At 31.6% G+C, this 15,859-nt stretch carries 26 protein-coding genes and 3 pseudogenes; 27 read left to right on the top strand and 2 right to left on the bottom strand.

The window, feature by feature from the left end; all coding sequences use genetic code 11:
- From FOT98_RS00495 to FOT98_RS00435, 14 genes and pseudogenes are all read left to right on the top strand, one after another.
- Positions 1–618 (top strand): DNA/RNA non-specific endonuclease (locus FOT98_RS00495; RefSeq protein WP_260850875.1); only part of this gene is annotated, 618 nt, incomplete at its 5' end.
- 7 nt (positions 619–625) lie between these two features.
- A complete protein-coding gene (locus FOT98_RS00490) occupies positions 626–1,117 on the top strand; it encodes an immunity protein YezG family protein (RefSeq protein WP_063261446.1) in 492 nt (163 codons plus the stop codon).
- 254 nt (positions 1,118–1,371) lie between these two features.
- Positions 1,372–1,570, top strand: a pseudogene (locus FOT98_RS00485) (hypothetical protein); the annotation flags it as partial.
- A gap of 207 nt (positions 1,571–1,777) precedes the next feature.
- A complete protein-coding gene (locus FOT98_RS32180; protein ID WP_161940840.1) occupies positions 1,778–1,948 on the top strand; it encodes a hypothetical protein in 171 nt (56 codons plus the stop codon).
- A 17-nt stretch (positions 1,949–1,965) separates the two neighbouring features.
- Positions 1,966–2,382: a tetratricopeptide repeat protein gene (locus FOT98_RS00480; RefSeq protein WP_000422368.1), complete on the top strand. Its 417-nt coding sequence runs from the start codon at positions 1,966–1,968 to the stop codon at positions 2,380–2,382.
- An 11-nt stretch (positions 2,383–2,393) separates the two neighbouring features.
- Entirely contained in the window at positions 2,394–2,816 is a 423-nt protein-coding gene (locus FOT98_RS00475; RefSeq protein ID WP_063261445.1) for a tetratricopeptide repeat protein, read from the top strand.
- A gap of 108 nt (positions 2,817–2,924) precedes the next feature.
- Positions 2,925–3,320, top strand: a complete 396-nt coding sequence (locus FOT98_RS00470; protein ID WP_063261444.1) for an immunity 22 family protein — start codon at positions 2,925–2,927, stop codon at positions 3,318–3,320.
- 215 nt (positions 3,321–3,535) lie between these two features.
- Entirely contained in the window at positions 3,536–3,967 is a 432-nt protein-coding gene (locus FOT98_RS00465; RefSeq protein WP_063261443.1) for an SMI1/KNR4 family protein, read from the top strand.
- 175 nt (positions 3,968–4,142) lie between these two features.
- On the top strand, positions 4,143–4,799 hold the full coding sequence (locus FOT98_RS00460; RefSeq protein ID WP_063261442.1) for an SMI1/KNR4 family protein: 657 nt from the start codon (positions 4,143–4,145) through the stop codon (positions 4,797–4,799).
- A gap of 86 nt (positions 4,800–4,885) precedes the next feature.
- Positions 4,886–5,007 (top strand): annotated as a pseudogene (locus FOT98_RS33250) (SMI1/KNR4 family protein); the annotation flags it as partial.
- Between the two features lie 72 nt (positions 5,008–5,079).
- Positions 5,080–5,547 (top strand): DUF2004 domain-containing protein, encoded by a 468-nt coding sequence (locus tag FOT98_RS00450; RefSeq protein ID WP_063261441.1) that lies wholly within the window; start codon positions 5,080–5,082, stop codon positions 5,545–5,547.
- Between the two features lie 28 nt (positions 5,548–5,575).
- Positions 5,576–6,031 (top strand): immunity protein YezG family protein, encoded by a 456-nt coding sequence (locus FOT98_RS00445; RefSeq protein WP_063261440.1) that lies wholly within the window; start codon positions 5,576–5,578, stop codon positions 6,029–6,031.
- Between the two features lie 68 nt (positions 6,032–6,099).
- Positions 6,100–6,567, top strand: coding sequence for an Imm30 family immunity protein (locus FOT98_RS00440; protein ID WP_063261545.1), 468 nt, complete (start codon positions 6,100–6,102; stop codon positions 6,565–6,567).
- Between the two features lie 12 nt (positions 6,568–6,579).
- Positions 6,580–6,732 (top strand): annotated as a pseudogene (locus FOT98_RS00435) (GAD-like domain-containing protein); the annotation flags it as partial.
- A 182-nt stretch (positions 6,733–6,914) separates the two neighbouring features.
- On the opposite strand, the gene FOT98_RS00430 reads toward FOT98_RS00435, so the two are convergent.
- Entirely contained in the window at positions 6,915–7,169 is a 255-nt protein-coding gene (locus tag FOT98_RS00430; RefSeq protein ID WP_000900619.1) for a SunI/YnzG family protein, read from the bottom strand.
- A 306-nt stretch (positions 7,170–7,475) separates the two neighbouring features.
- Between FOT98_RS00430 and FOT98_RS00425 the strand changes: the two genes are divergently transcribed.
- From FOT98_RS00425 to FOT98_RS00380, 9 genes are all read left to right on the top strand, one after another.
- Positions 7,476–7,808, top strand: coding sequence for a DUF3895 domain-containing protein (locus FOT98_RS00425; protein ID WP_063261438.1), 333 nt, complete (start codon positions 7,476–7,478; stop codon positions 7,806–7,808).
- Positions 7,809–7,904: 96 nt separating this feature from the next.
- Entirely contained in the window at positions 7,905–8,261 is a 357-nt protein-coding gene (locus FOT98_RS00420; RefSeq protein ID WP_063261437.1) for an Imm3 family immunity protein, read from the top strand.
- 221 nt (positions 8,262–8,482) lie between these two features.
- Positions 8,483–8,833 carry a DUF2185 domain-containing protein gene (locus tag FOT98_RS00415; protein ID WP_063261436.1) on the top strand — a complete coding sequence of 117 codons (351 nt, stop codon included), beginning with the start codon at positions 8,483–8,485 and terminating at the stop codon, positions 8,831–8,833.
- A 64-nt stretch (positions 8,834–8,897) separates the two neighbouring features.
- Positions 8,898–9,386: an SMI1/KNR4 family protein gene (locus FOT98_RS00410; RefSeq protein WP_144290915.1), complete on the top strand. Its 489-nt coding sequence runs from the start codon at positions 8,898–8,900 to the stop codon at positions 9,384–9,386.
- A 61-nt stretch (positions 9,387–9,447) separates the two neighbouring features.
- Positions 9,448–10,236 (top strand): Imm47 family immunity protein, encoded by a 789-nt coding sequence (gene imm47 / locus FOT98_RS00405; protein ID WP_063261434.1) that lies wholly within the window; start codon positions 9,448–9,450, stop codon positions 10,234–10,236.
- Between the two features lie 160 nt (positions 10,237–10,396).
- Positions 10,397–10,948, top strand: a complete 552-nt coding sequence (locus tag FOT98_RS00400; RefSeq protein WP_063261433.1) for an SUKH-4 family immunity protein — start codon at positions 10,397–10,399, stop codon at positions 10,946–10,948.
- A 60-nt stretch (positions 10,949–11,008) separates the two neighbouring features.
- Entirely contained in the window at positions 11,009–11,521 is a 513-nt protein-coding gene (locus FOT98_RS00395; protein ID WP_180740655.1) for a SecY-interacting protein Syd, read from the top strand.
- A gap of 19 nt (positions 11,522–11,540) precedes the next feature.
- Complete coding sequence (locus FOT98_RS00390; RefSeq protein WP_063261432.1) at positions 11,541–11,963, top strand: immunity 22 family protein; 423 nt, start codon at positions 11,541–11,543, stop codon at positions 11,961–11,963.
- Positions 11,964–12,190: 227 nt separating this feature from the next.
- The gene (locus tag FOT98_RS00380; protein WP_063261431.1) at positions 12,191–12,652 is read left to right on the top strand and encodes an Imm30 family immunity protein; all 462 of its coding nucleotides are present in this window, start codon (positions 12,191–12,193) and stop codon (positions 12,650–12,652) included.
- Between the two features lie 66 nt (positions 12,653–12,718).
- Here FOT98_RS00380 and FOT98_RS00375 read toward each other — a convergent pair whose 3' ends face one another.
- Positions 12,719–13,426 (bottom strand): DNA alkylation repair protein, encoded by a 708-nt coding sequence (locus tag FOT98_RS00375; protein WP_063261430.1) that lies wholly within the window; start codon positions 13,424–13,426, stop codon positions 12,719–12,721.
- A gap of 236 nt (positions 13,427–13,662) precedes the next feature.
- Between FOT98_RS00375 and FOT98_RS00370 the strand changes: the two genes are divergently transcribed.
- The 4 genes from FOT98_RS00370 to FOT98_RS00355 all read left to right on the top strand — a co-directional run bounded on the left by FOT98_RS00370 (position 13,663) and on the right by FOT98_RS00355 (position 15,778).
- Complete coding sequence (locus FOT98_RS00370) at positions 13,663–14,151, top strand: antitoxin YezG family protein (RefSeq protein WP_063261429.1); 489 nt, start codon at positions 13,663–13,665, stop codon at positions 14,149–14,151.
- Between the two features lie 255 nt (positions 14,152–14,406).
- Positions 14,407–14,922: an ankyrin repeat domain-containing protein gene (locus tag FOT98_RS00365; protein ID WP_063261428.1), complete on the top strand. Its 516-nt coding sequence runs from the start codon at positions 14,407–14,409 to the stop codon at positions 14,920–14,922.
- A gap of 15 nt (positions 14,923–14,937) precedes the next feature.
- On the top strand, positions 14,938–15,312 hold the full coding sequence (locus FOT98_RS00360; RefSeq protein ID WP_063261427.1) for an immunity 22 family protein: 375 nt from the start codon (positions 14,938–14,940) through the stop codon (positions 15,310–15,312).
- A 127-nt stretch (positions 15,313–15,439) separates the two neighbouring features.
- Positions 15,440–15,778, top strand: a complete 339-nt coding sequence (locus tag FOT98_RS00355) for a DUF4064 domain-containing protein (RefSeq protein ID WP_063261426.1) — start codon at positions 15,440–15,442, stop codon at positions 15,776–15,778.
- Positions 15,779–15,859 lie beyond the last annotated feature (81 nt).

The raw sequence follows: 15,859 nt of genomic DNA, 5'->3' as shown, positions 1-15,859 counted from the left end.
TATAGCGGGAAATTCCAAGAAGCCCATGATGCCTCAAAGGCGAGTATTCAGAGTAGGATCTCGAATTTGGAGAGTGGTGGGGTTAAGGGTACGGGTAATCCTCCTAAGATAACGGAAATACAAGAGGGGGACCTTGGGAAGCACATTATTAAAGGGAAAAATGGAAGAAAAGAACTGGCACCAAACGTGCGTTATGTTACCGAGGATGGTTATAAATATACAACAGATGAGTTTGGTAGAATAGTAGATGTTGAGGCAGGAGAATTAATACTTCAAAAAGGAAAACGAAACAAAGGAATGCAAGTGGCTGCAGGCCGTGAAGATAGGTTACCTGATGATGATGGTGGCCACTTGATAGGAACTCAATTCCATGGTTCTGGAGATATTGATAATTTGATTGCTCAAAATAGACAAATTAATCGCTCTGGTGGAGAGTGGTATAACATGGAGCAAGAGTGGGCTAATGCATTAGGTGGAAAGCCACCTAAAAAAGTGTCAGTAAAGATTGAAACCGTATACTCAGGTTCATCGCTAAGACCAAACTTATTTAAAATTAAATACCAAATTGAAGGTCAACGTAAGGTAATACGTGAAATACTTAATAAAACAGGAGGTTGATGTAAAAGTGTTCGAATTAGAATTAAATAAAATCTATCAAAATATAGCTCAAAAAATAAATGATACAATTCCCGTAGAGTGGGATATCTTTTATTTTAATGCAGAGATTCATAACCAAGAGGGTGGGGTATTATTCTTTTTCAATACCCCAGATAGGTCGGATGAATATATATATTCCCATGATATACCAGATGTATTTAATGTGAGTGAAAAAGAATATGATAAGAAATATGATGAATTATTTCATTTAAGTGTAGAATTACAAGAGATATTTACAAAAAATAATCAGGAACCTTGGTATTCTTTTGACATGATTGTAACATCTGAGGGTAAATTAAAAATCCATTATGGGTATACTAAATGGTATCAATCTACTTTTGGACCGAATGACCGAGTGGATTATTTTGAATATAAATATTTAGGGAAGAAACCTAGTAATGAAAATGAGCGAAGAAAATTCGAAGAGATGAAAGAATATGAAGAGCAAAATAAATCTTAAAATATTTTTTGTTAAATTAAGGAATGCATTATTAGCGAGTAAATATGTAAAATATTCAAATCAACTAGCTTTGGTTGGACTATTGAAAAAAGAATAGTGACGGATTAATGTTACTTATAAAATATATAAATTTAAAGCACTTGATTGTTATTTTTGACAACAAGTGCTTTTTTCATAGACATATTTAAACTTGATGAATAATGCGCGGTATATATTGATAAAAGAAAATAAATTGTTAATATTATATAATTGAAATTAAATTAGCAAAAGGTGCGGACTCCGTATCCCCAATCTTTAAAGCTGGAGAAATACTGCCAGATGGAAGTGTCGCTAGAACTGGAACGAACTAGCGGGAAATTCTAAGAAGCCCATGATGCCTTAAAGGCGAGTATTCAGAGTAGGATCTCGAATTTGGAGAGTGGTGGGGTTAAGGGTACGGGTGATGTACCTAAAGGCTTTTATCAAGATGCAAATGGAAAATGGCATCGACCTAATGAGGAATACGCCTGGGAATGGCTACAATATGGGTAGAGAAGTAAATAGAAAGAATGGAAAATTCAATTTCATCAAAAATCCGTACAAAAAGTGATGGTAAACTAGAATTTATGGCAAGTGATAATAAATGGTATCCTCTAGATCAAGCAGATATGGCTCATTGAAGTGATTCAGTTTCATGGTGGAATAGTACATACAGGTAGATATTATGGAGCGAAGTCCCCAGAGGTTAGAGAATGGATGTTAGACTCCAATAATTATGTATTAGATCATGATAGTTTAAATCGATTCGCAGGTACAAAGTTAAATGAAAACTACTTGCCACCAAATAAATAATTATGGGGGGATTTATATTGGAACTCAACGATCAAGTGTATGACCGAATTGTAAAGTTATGTAACGAAGGAGATGCTTTTGTTGAAAAAGGAAAAGATGATAAAGCAATAGAGAGCTATATCGCTGCTCTGGATTTGGTTCCGTTACCGAAGACCGATTGGGAAACAAGTACATGGATTTATACAGCATTAGGAGATACTTATTTTTTAAATCGTGAGTATGAGAAAGCAAAAAGTAATTTATATAATGCGCTAAACTGTCCGGATGGTATTGCAAATCCATTTATTTTACTGAGACTTGGAGAGAGTTTATTCGAGTGTGGGGAGCTTGATAAAGCTAAGGAGTATCTGTTAAGAGCTTACATTTTAGACGGCTATAAACTCTTTTTTAATGAGGATGATAAGTATTTTGAATTGATTAAGGATATGATTTGAGGAGGGGAAATATGGCTATTTTACAATCACCTATAAAAGAAGAATTTGAAAGTCTTTTGGAAAAAAGCAATGAACAATTTCATAATGGTAACTATAATGATTCTATTGTGTTACTAGAAGAGGCATGGGATATAATACCTAATCCTAAAGGTATTTATTGTGAAGAGAGTTACCATTTAGCTAAGGATATTATCTCTACTTGTTTTATGGCAAATGATTTAAAAAAAGCAAAGGAGTGGGCCGATAAAATATTTTTAACTGGATTTGCGCGTATAGATTCTGGTGATAAGGAATTTATTGCAGGAAAAGTTTCTTTTGAATTAGGTGATTTAGAAACTGCAAAAGAATTTTTTAGCATCGCCAATACAAAATCAGAAGGTAGATGTTTTGGGAATCCGAAGAATACTAAGTATCTTAAATTATTAAAAAGTTAAATGTTTAGCTGCGTAAAAAGAATTTAAGAAGCTGATTACATTATATCTTAAACAGTGGGCCTGATTTATTACCATTAGAACATAGAAAAATTGGAAAGGAGGATTAATATGGAAAGTCCAGGAGCTGTTTCTCTTTGGTTTGGAAATTGTACTAGCGAAATGGTGTTAAGAAAGTATGTAGAAATAAAATATGATAATGAGGGGAATAGGATTCCTTCGCGTTTTATGACTGATTTTCAAATAGATTTCATTGAGTATAACCAAGACTTATTAGAATGTACATATAATGAACATGTTACATCTTCTTTGTCTGAATTACTACAGAATGCTTCGTATTCTGAATCAATCATAAGTGAACTGATAGACTTTTATGGTGAAAATTTAGAAGAACAATACAATACTGTCATTAGGTTATATGATTTTGAGTATGGAGAACTTGTTGAAGAAGCAAAACTGGATGGTAGGAACTTTAAGTATATAGGATCGGTAATTTATGAAGATTAGAAATTTAATGTAATGGTTTTGTAGGATTTTAAAATGATATTGGGAGTTTCTAAGTTAGGAAGATGAAATATTAAAGGAGGTTTCACAGATCTTATAAACAATGTATTTATACCTTCGACATAGTAGTCCTGCAAATACATATTCGGATATGGATTACTTTATTTTGACTGTAAATACGGAGAGTTATATGCTAAGTATGAAAGGGGCGATTATTAATGAACATACTACAGAACATCAGTGATATGTATACAGTCGATAATAAAGAACCTCCTTCGAAAGAAAAAGAAATTAAAGCGCTTCAGCATTTCTCAGTAATAGATGTACCTACAGAATATATAGAAATGATTCAGCTTGCTTCAAATGTTGAAATTAATGTTAATGACCAAATGTATATTAGGATATGGGGAGCTTCGGATTGCATAGAAATGAATGAAGCTTATAAAGTGCAGAATTACCTTCTTCATTCACTCGCAATTGGTGATGATGAAGGTGGGGGTGCATTAATTTATCTACAAGGTAAAGATGGTTTTGGTATATATTATAACAGTTTTGGAAATTTGGGCATGGAGGATGCAGTTAAAATTGCACCATCTTTAACCGAGTTATTAGTAAATAATGTTGGTGTGAAGATCTTATTAGACATTTGAGAACATGTAGAGAATTTGGTGTTATAGTTTCATTGTAATTTGTTTTCTAATAGCTATAGGGAATACAGCAAAGAAAAAATAACAATATCTATTATTAATATTCTTGGCTTAGTTTGTTAGTAAACAAACAGATACAAAAGAATACATATAAAGTATGAATAGGGATGTAGTAAAAATGACAATGATACAATTTAATTCTTATCATCAAAAAGTAGAGATTAAGAGAAATTTAGAACTTATGAACTTAGAACATAAAAAAATTAGAGAGTATGTAAATTTTGATGTATGTTCTTTTGAGCAATTAGATGAATTTCAAGTAGGATACAGTATTGACACCGATGGAAACTCCCTTGTAACCGATGAGGAAGATACTTGGGATGCAAATTGGATTGTTATTGCATATGAAACTATGTGTGGAGATCCAATTATTATTGACTTAAGTGAGGAAGGATACCCTATATCTTCACTCATGCACGGAATGGATAGTTGGAGTGGTGGCAATTTTCTTGCAGATTCCATGGAATCATTTATTAATTTTATGAAAGATATAGGTGATTTTCTAACTGAGAAACAAGTGTTAGAAGGTAAAAGAATGATACTAACTAAAGAATTGGATATATTGTTAAATGAGTTTTTGGAAAGAAATAAATTTACTGATTTTGAAATATGGAACTCTTTATTAAGTCCATTATTTGATATTGCAGAAGAATATGAGCAAACAATGGAGAGAAAAGTAAAAAAGATGAAGGAAGAAGGAAAGAAAATAACGGAGATTGCCCACATGCTTAATATAAAACCTAAAGAAGTGTATGAGTATATTAAGAAAGTTTAATAGTGCCTCTTCACTTTAGAGGGAACAATCAGGCACGATGATGGAGCGATACAGGCAGAAAATGCTTGGATTTTTTATAAAGCCCAAACAAAAATCTGCCTTATATATTAGTAGAAAGATCTCCATACGGTAAGGCGAAAAACTTATTGAAAAATTAGCAATTGATAGTACTATACTGAGTATAGAAACGACTGGAAAAAACAGTTAATATTAGAGGGTAACTTTCATACGAATAGAGAAATCTATATGGATCCAAGGGAGTAAATAGGGAGAGTTAAAAATGATTATAAATGATGCAGTTTTTGGTGAGATTGAGTATACATATGGATGGGTTAAGGACATTACCGTTGAATTTTGTGGAAAAGAAGTTGAAATAGCATTGATAGTGAAAGGTGAAGAAGACGGTAAGTTTGATGAAGGACAATATACTGCTTATAATTCATTATTGCAAAATTGGGAACAATTGCAGCAAAGTTTTTTACAAGCGATTTTAGACTATTACAAGCAAGAGCGTCAACAATTAGGATATGATATTGGATTTAATGAAAATTATCCGCATATCGAAACAATTGATCAATTACTTAAGAGGATCACTTTAGTTGGAATTGTAGTCCCATATGGAGATATTCATGAAGAACGAGATATTGGGATAACTTTCGATTGTACGTGGGATACAGAGAATGGATTAGGAATACGTTTACTAAATGAAAAAGTAACTGAAGTGGGGTATCAAGACGTTGCTATTTAACTTTTAATCTAAGGAGCGAAAAAGTAGTATGAAAGAATTTGAGGAAAGGTTTAGTGAATTGCAAGCTGATATGATATCTATATGTTTGGAATATGTTGAAGATAGAGCGGATAAAGTATATGTGTACGCTTCATGTGAAGAAGATATGATTTCTAGTAATTTCTTTTATTTAATTAACAATAAGTATGTAGAGTGTCACAAGGTTAATGATGTATTGAAAAATGGAGAAAAAAGATATGATGTATCTCCAGAACGAATGTTTCAGGTTCTACAAATTATAAGTGAAGATATCGAAAGAATTGAAATGTTATGCAAAGAATACGAAAAAGATATGCCAACTGAGATGAAATTAATATACGATGCTAAGAGTGGTAAGTTTAAAGCTGAATATGAGTATGATTTAATTCATACAAACGATGATATAAAAACGGCTAATGATTTTGCTGATGAGTGGTTTGAGAAAGTGAAAAATAATAACCTTTAAAAGGGGTACAGTAATAGTTATATCTTAGTGAAATAGGTAATGAGTGGGAGTAGAAAATGGAGAAATCAATGGATTTTAATGAGCAAATAGCCATTTTATATAAAATGCGTTTTCTAGAGAATGAAGGGGAAGATATTGAAGTTTTTGAGAGTATTCTTAATGAATTAGCGAATAAAGGGACAAATGATATAATTCCTGATCTATGTATAATTTTTGAGGATGATATTGCTGAGCCATCAGCGGGTGACTACCTTATTGAAACGATTTTTTATATTGCTGAACATTCCGGGCGAGAGGAAGGGCTATACAAATTAGCTATTAGTATTCCTAAAATGTTACCTCACGCAGAATTCTGGGCGGAAAGAATTCATCGGACACTTTTACATTCAAAAGGTTTAGTCGTATCGTATATGAATGTTTTAGAAAATATAAATAATTCAACAAAGCAAATAATTAAAGGGATTCTTCTTGAGATAAGAGAGGACGACCCAGATTTATATTTAGAAAAAGTAAATTCAATATTAGATAAATTGTGATAAGGGGATATTATGGAAAAGATAAGTGATTTTATATGTTTCGAAAAGCCGTCGCAAGAGATTGTTGAAAAGTATACAGGTAAAGTTCCTGAACAAATAATAGATTTATGGAAACAATATGGATTTGGAAGTATGTTAAACGGATATTTAAGATTGATAAAACCAATTGTAGAACTACTGTATTATAGATAAAATTAAGAACACCCTAGCGAAGAGCTAGGGTGTTTGTGTTATATAGTTTCACCATATGCTTCCGAATTAGGAGCAGGAGTAATCAACGAATCTTTTGTAGCGTTTCCTATAATAGAATGAAAGTGTTTAACGTTTAAATATAGGAAGAAAAACAATTAAGCTTTTATTTTATTTAAAATGGATACTCTATTAGTAGTGAATAATAAATAATTTTGTTTTACTGTCTTAATTAAAATACGATCAGTTGTACCATATGCTGTTCCAATTCGGATTGCGCTTTTTTCTTCAACACCAGCATATGTATTATCTTCCGTTACCTCAGTGATTTCACATAATGGAATATGAATTTTAGAGAATTGCCATGAAATAATTAGTTCATCTTTTGTTTTTTCAACATGAATACCTAACATATTACCAGAACCTTTCTATAATAAAATTTCACTCGTACTATTTTATTATACAAATTTACAGATTGTATTTCTATTTTTTTACAGAGAGTATACAATTAACAACGAGAAAATGTTCATTATTACTTTCATCCCTATTATAACGAATTCTACAATAGAAAACAGAACGTATATTTGGTATAATCGAAATATACTATATGAAACGATGTACATGAGTTTGAGATTTATGAAAAAAGGTAACATAATAATACATACGCTATAGGATTCAGTTCATGTTATACAAATCAATCGTTAGAAAGGAAAAGAAGTATGAATCAAATTTCATTCGAAGATTTATTTGAAGAAGAAAACAAACGAGAAAAGGTGGAGGTAGCTGAGATTCCCGTACCTTTATCGCCCTTACAAAAGGATATTTTAGAATTAATTAATTGTGAAGAAATAAGTGCACTTGAGTTATGCGAACAATTAATAAGAGCTGGTAAAATATCAGATGAGAGATTCACAACGAATAAGCCTAAAGCATACGGGCAAGTATGCTTACTGTTAGAAGGTTTTGTTAAAGAAGAAAAGCTTATTTTTGTCAAAAGTGATGAGAAAAGAGATAGAGTATATAAATTGAAATACGAAGATTCTAACGAATAAAATGTATAAAGTATAGTAATGAAATAAGGAAGTCCTCATAATTGTGTTGAAAGATTATTTTCACATAAGCGTGGGGATTTTTTTGAGGGAGGATGTATGAAAGATTGGGAGTATAATGAATTATTTCATGCAATTCGGGAGGCGTATGAAGAGTTATTAGATGAAGAGAGAGGGGATCGATATGCTATAGCAAAACTAGCGGATGAATTTGATAATTTAGGAAAGATTGAAGATGTTATCGTTGATACTGCCATAGGCGAAATAGCAGTCGAATATCATATGGTTTTTGTTGGACGTATTAAAGGTATAACAAAGAGGCTAAGTATGTTTAACCTTCAAGAGGCAGAAGGTGAATTGACAGTAGAGGAAATAAAAGATTTATCGATAAGAATAAATAATGTAATAGAAGGATTAAAAAATGTAAAGGTTGCTTATAAATCTTCGATTGAATAGTTCATGTTTCTGCAAATGTAAGAGACATAATTAGACAAGAGAACAGAAATTGCTGCATACATAAAGCGTAAGATGGATAAGAGATAATAAAGATTGTAAAAGGGATAAGGCTAAGAATAAAGAGATTAGTAGGGGCAGTGTTTAATGATTGTGATTTTGAACTGGCTGACTTTAGAAGTTGTAATAGTATTGCCTTATTAATATTGTAAAGGAGTATGAACATGACAAATAGAAATGATGCATATGGAGGGTTTATTGTATCTAGAAATGTTTTGAATGGAGTACCTATTCGATATAGTTTTCGAGAAGAAAGTTCTATTTCTCAATTAAATGGTTGGAACATCTTTTCAGAAGTGGATGATGATGATGAATATGTAAACAATCCAAAAAACTTTTGCATAATTAATGCAGAATCAATGTCTTCAATTGCACCTCAAATGCTAGAAATATTTGAAGCACCATATGGAACAGACCTTTTTTGGGTATATGAAGATAATGTACATGTTGGTTTTTACGATTTAGTGAAAGACTGTATGACAGATATAAATAAGATTTTAAATGTAATTTATTAAGGTCTCTTATAACTGTTTTAGATGTGTAGTAATTAATTAAGGAAATTCAGAGGGATGGTGCGAGATGAATAAAGTGGAATGGAGATTACCAGATAAGCCTTTATTGCGAGAAAATGTAAAGAATGTGGAAAAGGAGTTGGGCATTCATTTTCCTTTAGATTATATAGAATGTGTAATGAAGAATAACGGAGCACATGTTAGCCCAGAAGTATTTGAAATTGAGGGGAAGAGAAAAGTTTTTGGTACATTACTAACTTATGATATGGATGATGATGAAAATATTATTGAGGTATTCTATGACTACAATGACACATTACCGAGTGCATTGGTGCCATTCGCATTTGATCCAGCAGGAAATTTAATTTGCTTTGATTATAAAAATCATAAAGAAGATCCAATTGTTGTCTTTTGGGAACATGAGGGGGCATGGGAAAAGGAAACATTGATGGAAAGTGAAGGGATTACGGCTGAGGAGGCAGAGGAAAGAGCAAGAGAAAATGTATTCCATATTGCTAATAATTTTATGGAGTTTTTAAATAAGTTACATGATTAATAATATTATCCATATAAAATGGTTCGTATAAATGTAAGTAGCAATAAAAGGAGGGAGAATGATGGAATTAGAGGATCTAAAAAAAGATATTTGGTATGGAAAAGTTTCTAATTATACAAGAGAAACTCTTAAGTCTAACTTAAGGGATAGTGCAACAGAGAAAGAATCCTTTATTTTAATTAATGAATTGTTAAAGCTTGGTGATTTCTCTGTAAAGAGGTTACTAATCGAACTTATGAATAGTACTCGAGATGTGCTTGTTTTGAATTTATGCACTAGACTATTTTGTTCAGCAGCTACTCACGATGATTTATTAGAAACGAATAATTTGAAATTCCTTTCAAGTGCTTCAGAGGATGGAGTTCATAATTTTGTAGTAAGTGCTGGTGAAACTCTTTCATATCATGTAGTACCATATCTTTTAGCATTACTAGAAGAGTGGGAAGATACCTTTGTTGAAAAAGCTATAAGAAATGAACTTTCATGGATGCTTGGAATTGAGGACGAGTATTATGAAGTATCGTTAGAAGAATTTAATGAAGCTTATTCTAAATTTATCGAAAATAACGATACGCAAGAATACTATTATCGTAATAGACTATCTTTTCCTGGAGATTTGGCAAAGGAGTTAGTTTCGGAAGTTATGAGTTCTTTAAGAGATAGAACTACTTATAATGTTGTTACTATACCTTCCGTTTTATCAATTTGGAGTGGAATCAAATGTCCAATTCAATACGATACGATAATAACAAATGAAAAAAATAGAGAGTTGATGTCATATATCGATGTTCTAACAAAGAAAGAATGGAAGATTGGTAAAAAGTATTTTTATGGACATGTAGTCGTATAAGAAAACGATATATGTGATGAATCATTCTATGACACTCTGTTAAGGAGTGATTTTTATTATAACGGAAAGCTTTAATAGATGTTTTATGGGAGAAAATAAAAAAACAACTAGTAGCTCAACTAAATGTAAAAAGTTATAAATACATCAAGAAGGTGAAAAAATGATACTACCAGAGGATTTTCGAGAGAAATGGGATGTTAATAAAGATGGCCCACTCATTACATTTCCTGAAAAAGAATTAATAAACAAAAACTTTTCAGCTGAAGTGAAACGATTTTTGGCTATAGGAGGCTTACCGGAAACACCGCCACCATATTTAGAATTTACTTCATCTCAGTCTTTCGTAAGGTCTATTATAAATGTATTTCAAATGCCAGAAGAGTTTCGAAAATATTGGTATTTAGGAACAACAGGTTCTGGAAATCCAATTTGTATAATTGAAAAGCAAGAAAATATAGTATTTCTAAATAATAGTGATGCGTATAAAGAAGTGTTTATGAATTCTTCTATACATCAATTTGCAGCATGTTTATTAGTATATTCAAAAATGATCGATAGGGCAGTAGAGATAAATGGTGAGGATGCCTTTATCGATAATAATATACCAGAGTGTACAATAAGTTGGTTGAAAGAAAAATTAGAAAAAATTGATGAAAAGTGTATGGAAAAGGGATCTTTTTGGTTAATTGAAATTGAGAACTTATATGAATAATTGAAAGTGAAAAAAATGTATGGTGCATTGAAGAGGAGTATGGTGATAGTGAAGAATCCTATGAGTACATATTTTAAATTAAGAAAAGAATATTTTGATAGAGGTTTGAATTTCTTATTTAAAACACCATATAATGAAAAAGTCAATTTCGTTATATATCATGGTGAAATAGAGGAAGAAGAAATTTCATGGGAACCGGTTGAGAAATATATTAAAACGGATTTAACAATAATTGAGGAACGGTTCGGGATTAAGTTTCATGATTCGGTTTATCACTATTTTAACTCATATTGGTTTGCTGATTTGGATGGGTTTATCGGTGACCATTATATTAGTTTAGAAGCTGTATTACCAAATATAGAATTGGAGAATTTTGAAGGTAAGTTAGAAGGATATGAAAAAGATCATCGTAAGCTAGATAAGATTCCTATAGGAGTAGAAGGAAATGGTTTACTAGTTGTTTTAAATAATGTAAGTGGCAAAGTCGAATTGGAGGATTTCGAACGAGGTTTGTTTATAGAGGTTTCGAATAGTTTAAATGAGTTGATTTCTAGTTTGAGATTACAAAAATAGTAAAGTGAAGAATGTTTATATGAATTATAGACCGGCTAGATGGGGTGGGAAAGTGGAATATAGTGGAATGGCTTCAATTTGGTTTGGAATTTCTAAATCACTCCAAAATCTTGAGGAGTATGTCGATATAGATTACACGATAGATGGTGATTCAGTTCATTCAAATTTTGGGACGAGCTTTGAATTCGGTTATTATGATGAAGATAATATTGAATTTTGTTTTTATGAGAATAATAAAAGGGACGTTGAACATGTTTTAAGTGATTTTTCTTACAGTGAACGAATTACTCCTAAAATAAAAAAGCTAATAAATGGAGATAGTTTAGCGAAAGATATTAACTTTGCTATTGTTCTTTATGATTTTAAATATAATGAAGCGAAAAGAGAAGATATGTTTGATGGTTTAGAGGTAAAATTTATTGGTTCTATGCCGTACAGGTAGTTTGTACAGAGTTGCTAATTTGTACTATAAGCATTTCTATGAAGAGATCAAATACAAGGTAATTGAAGTAGGTTATCAGGATATTACTTTTTAATTTCAATACATTTCAATAAATGCCTGTATATTACTTTAAAAATAAAATAGCTGATTTACTTATGGAATTTATGATAAAGATCTATCGGGACAGTGAATATTTTGAAGATGAAAAAAAGAAAGGATAATCTCTTTTGGATACTAAAGAACATTTAAATCGATTATATGATAACCGTTTGCTAGAAAATGAAAATGAGATACAAGAGTTTAATGAGTCATGCATACGAGTGATTGAGTGTAACGATGTTTCTATTATTCCAGATTTATGTTTAGTCTTTGATGATGATACTGAACAACCTGAAGTGATGTTTAGTTTGATTCATGGGATAGAGGGCTTATATGAAAATCATATAGAAGAGGGATTGAAATGTATTGCTACAGCTGCTCCGTCGATGATGAGCGGCGCTAAAGACTGGGTAGAGATTATACATTACAGAATACTTAATAATCTCCAAATAAGAACGGTGTATGGAAAAGTACTTTCGCAATTTGATTTATCCATTACAAGTAGCATTAAAGAACTATTATTGGAAATGAAAAATGAAGATCCTGATATGTTTAGTAAATCTATTAATGAAGTCATTGAGCTTATCTAATAGTCGAATAATCTCAATAAAAAAGGTGTCAATCTTTATCGAATTGACACCCAGATACGAATCTGTTTAACATCTTACATACTTACGTTTGAAACCAAGTCTTCCTCTATCAAGTTCTTTCTGAATACTCTCTGAAGCATGTAGCAAACTGCTTTTTTTGTTATCACGTTTGATTTCAACTATACCAACTTCTTTTGCAATCTCGACTGCTTTTTCGTGTAGTGGTACATATGAAATTGCCACGGTGTTTAGGAAATTATTCATAGCGGATTTTGTTCGTTCTGGAGAATGATGAATTGTATCTTTCACCATTTCAAGCATATCGGAAATTTTACTTTCGGAAAATTCATTATCTTTGCGATTTCCTAAAAGCCAACAGTAGCAACTCCACCCGGCAGACATTTTAAGCTCGTCCCCACTTGCGATCCATTGATCAGCAACGTCTTGTGCAATATTTGACTCCGATAAAGTTACTGCTACAACATAATCAGATAGCATATAAAAATAAGCCCCATCTATCCAACGATTAAAATCCGATTCACTCATAGCTTTTGGGTCGGCAATAATGCCTGCAAAATACATAGCATCGTAGTTGCCTGTGGCATAAAGTTCTTCAGCTAATTCTTGATTTAATTTTATTTTTTTAGCGATTGGTTTCATGGCACCTGTAGCTACGCCAAAAACTGGCTCGTGGGCGCCGTTAGATATGTATATTTTTTTCGTTCGTTCCTTACCGAGGGCTTCAAGCTCTTGCATAACTGTTTTAAAGTCCATAGCTGTGCACTTCCTTCCTTAATATAAAAATCTTTTTAAGTGTAATTATCTAGTTTATATTTTTCAGTCTTTCATACTTCTCAATGTTAATACTAATTGTATTTTGGAGGTATGTCTACTTTCTAAAGTTTATCAAAATTCGATCTGATTGTTGAATAAAATGAAGCCAGAGATAATTGGGGAAATGGTATAATATAGAAAAAGCGGGCGGTAAAAATCATATAGGAGGAATTTAATTGGAAAAAAAGCTGAATCGATTATATAGAGAGATAGCGGAGACGGTTAATGAAATGATTCCAGCAGAGTGGGATAAATTTTATTTTTACGCTCAAATATCAGAAACTGGAGGGGGAACTTACTTTTACTATAATACACCTGAAGATAGAGAAGATTTTAATTATAGTGTGAAAATCCCGTTTTACTTTGCTGTTGATAAAATAGAATTTAGAAGGAATAAAAGAAAGTTATTTGAATTGAGCGATGAATTAAGAAATGTTTTCAAAGATAACCACCAAGAACTTTGGTATTCCTTTACAATGTCTGTTGAACATAGTGGGGAATTTAACATGCATTTCGATTATACAAATTGGTTCGATACAGAATATAGTTTTAGTGATCAGATGATTATTTGGAAACATAAATACTTAGGTGAATTACCAATTGATGAAAATGATAAAGAGCTAATTAATAAGTATGCCAATGAATTTCCGAATAATCCTATTTGACTGAAAGGAAAGAAGAAATGGTTTTTATCCCGCTTTAATGGGCAGTAAGGCCCCCGCTTCAAAATTCAGCGAAAGCAAAGAAGTTAGGTGGGGGATCAACTGCCCATAAAAGTCCGATTGGTTCAACTAATAATCAGTGGGGGATGAAGAAAACCCCCACTGATTAAAGTTTCACTTTATAAAAATCATGAGTTGTAAAGTAGTTGATAAGTTATAAAGTTAGTTCTGTAAGATAATAATTAAAGGAGAAATACAATGGATAAGATTCAATTTGCGAAAAGAATTAGAGATTCCATAAAGAGTGGTCAATTAAACACATTAAAAGATTTACTTGAGAGAGAGCCTAAGATGTTGGAATATACCACACCATTTGGTACGTGGTTACATGTAGCGACAGCGCATGGACAGTTAGAAATAATAGAGTACTTAATCAATTCAGGAATCAATATTCATGCAAAGTGTGGAACTTTTTCTACAAACGCACTTGAAAGAGCGGCTACGAAAGGACATTTACATATTGTAGAGTACTTTATTAAACATCAAGTTGAAATGGATACTAGTGAGCCAGATCGAAATCCTCTGTTTGCTGCTATATATAGTGGGCATTTTGAGATTGTTAAATTGCTAGTTATGAAGGGGATAGATATAACGATAAAATATTCTGGTAATAATATGAAAGAAATGGACGCTTATATGTTTGCTGTTGAAAGAGGGGAGATGGAAATTGCAGAGTATGTAAAGCGTAAGATGAATGAGAATATATATTCATAATGGAGGAGGATATGAATGGAAGTACACGGAATGGTTTCAATATGGTTCGGTAATATGCAAACGCAAGATCAGTTAGATACATATATCGATGTTACATATGATGAAGAAGGAGATTCTATACCAGCAAGATTTTTTGTTGATTTTAATATAGATATGATTGATGTAGATGAGGATTTTATTGAAAAGGAAGTGTTAGAAGAAGCGAGTGATGACATTTCTATGTTATTAACGGGATGTTCATATGATGATAAAATACTCTCTCGAATTAAGGAAGTAGTTAAATTAAATAAATCCTATAATTCTATCGTTTTAATTTATAATTTTCAATATGAAAATTCAGTAAGTAATTGTGAAGACTTTAATTTTGTAACTACTACAAGCTATCTATAATGGTAAGAAGATCACTGTAAGGTAAGGAAGAATGAAAAGTATGTATAGTTTTTCCAATAAATATTTGGTATGATGGTGAATGGGAAAAATATACAAGTTGTTAGTGGCTCATAAAAGGGGGATTGTATTGAAAAGAACGCTTGAATTCGTACTAGGTTTAATTGGTGGCATCATAGGAATTATTATTTCCATACTATTAATAGTTGTAGCGTTTAATATTATGGAAGGTTTTGATTATGAACTTTTAGCTTATTACTCTATTATTTTAACGGTTCAAATAGGGTTGCTTATTTTATCATGTTTAGTAAACAAGGTTAATAATAAAGTTTATGGAGTTTGTATGATTGTGATTCCTATAGTTATGTTATTTATGTCATTATTCTTTTTACTTATTCCAACAATATTACAAATTATGTCTGGTTCATTTGCATTTAGAACACTAAAGTTAGAATCGAATGTAGGATAAATGTAATTATTCACGTCTGAATATTCGGTTTATTAGATGTTTTCATTTGCAGTTCAAATTAACATAAGGTACAAAATTGTG

Source organism: Bacillus sp. HY001 (assembly GCF_007558965.1).
GTDB lineage: Bacteria > Bacillota > Bacilli > Bacillales > Bacillaceae_G > Bacillus_A > Bacillus_A mobilis.
Note: the sequence above shows the minus strand (reverse complement) of the source record. Positions and strands in the feature narration are given on the sequence as shown.

Bases quoted from the DNA above. Each gene is read 5' to 3' on its own strand.
- FOT98_RS00470 (WP_063261444.1), top strand. From the start codon at position 2,925: ATGGAAAGTCCAGGAGCTGTTTCTCTTTGGTTTGGAAATTGTACTAGC.
- FOT98_RS00450 (WP_063261441.1), top strand. From the start codon at position 5,080: ATGATTATAAATGATGCAGTTTTTGGTGAGATTGAGTATACATATGGA.
- FOT98_RS00360 (WP_063261427.1), top strand. From the start codon at position 14,938: ATGGAAGTACACGGAATGGTTTCAATATGGTTCGGTAATATGCAAACG.
- imm47 (WP_063261434.1), top strand. From the start codon at position 9,448: ATGGAATTAGAGGATCTAAAAAAAGATATTTGGTATGGAAAAGTTTCT.
- FOT98_RS00440 (WP_063261545.1), top strand. From the start codon at position 6,100: ATGGATTTTAATGAGCAAATAGCCATTTTATATAAAATGCGTTTTCTA.
- FOT98_RS00365 (WP_063261428.1), top strand. From the start codon at position 14,407: ATGGATAAGATTCAATTTGCGAAAAGAATTAGAGATTCCATAAAGAGT.
- FOT98_RS00420 (WP_063261437.1), top strand. From the start codon at position 7,905: ATGAAAGATTGGGAGTATAATGAATTATTTCATGCAATTCGGGAGGCG.
- FOT98_RS00460 (WP_063261442.1), top strand. From the start codon at position 4,143: ATGACAATGATACAATTTAATTCTTATCATCAAAAAGTAGAGATTAAG.
- FOT98_RS00425 (WP_063261438.1), top strand. From the start codon at position 7,476: ATGAATCAAATTTCATTCGAAGATTTATTTGAAGAAGAAAACAAACGA.
- FOT98_RS00430 (WP_000900619.1), bottom strand. From the start codon at position 7,169: ATGTTAGGTATTCATGTTGAAAAAACAAAAGATGAACTAATTATTTCA.
- FOT98_RS00400 (WP_063261433.1), top strand. From the start codon at position 10,397: ATGATACTACCAGAGGATTTTCGAGAGAAATGGGATGTTAATAAAGAT.
- FOT98_RS00475 (WP_063261445.1), top strand. From the start codon at position 2,394: ATGGCTATTTTACAATCACCTATAAAAGAAGAATTTGAAAGTCTTTTG.
- FOT98_RS00445 (WP_063261440.1), top strand. From the start codon at position 5,576: ATGAAAGAATTTGAGGAAAGGTTTAGTGAATTGCAAGCTGATATGATA.
- FOT98_RS00415 (WP_063261436.1), top strand. From the start codon at position 8,483: ATGACAAATAGAAATGATGCATATGGAGGGTTTATTGTATCTAGAAAT.
- FOT98_RS00390 (WP_063261432.1), top strand. From the start codon at position 11,541: ATGAATTATAGACCGGCTAGATGGGGTGGGAAAGTGGAATATAGTGGA.
- FOT98_RS00395 (WP_180740655.1), top strand. From the start codon at position 11,009: ATGAGTACATATTTTAAATTAAGAAAAGAATATTTTGATAGAGGTTTG.
- FOT98_RS00410 (WP_144290915.1), top strand. From the start codon at position 8,898: ATGAATAAAGTGGAATGGAGATTACCAGATAAGCCTTTATTGCGAGAA.
- FOT98_RS00465 (WP_063261443.1), top strand. From the start codon at position 3,536: ATGAACATACTACAGAACATCAGTGATATGTATACAGTCGATAATAAA.
- FOT98_RS00375 (WP_063261430.1), bottom strand. From the start codon at position 13,426: ATGGACTTTAAAACAGTTATGCAAGAGCTTGAAGCCCTCGGTAAGGAA.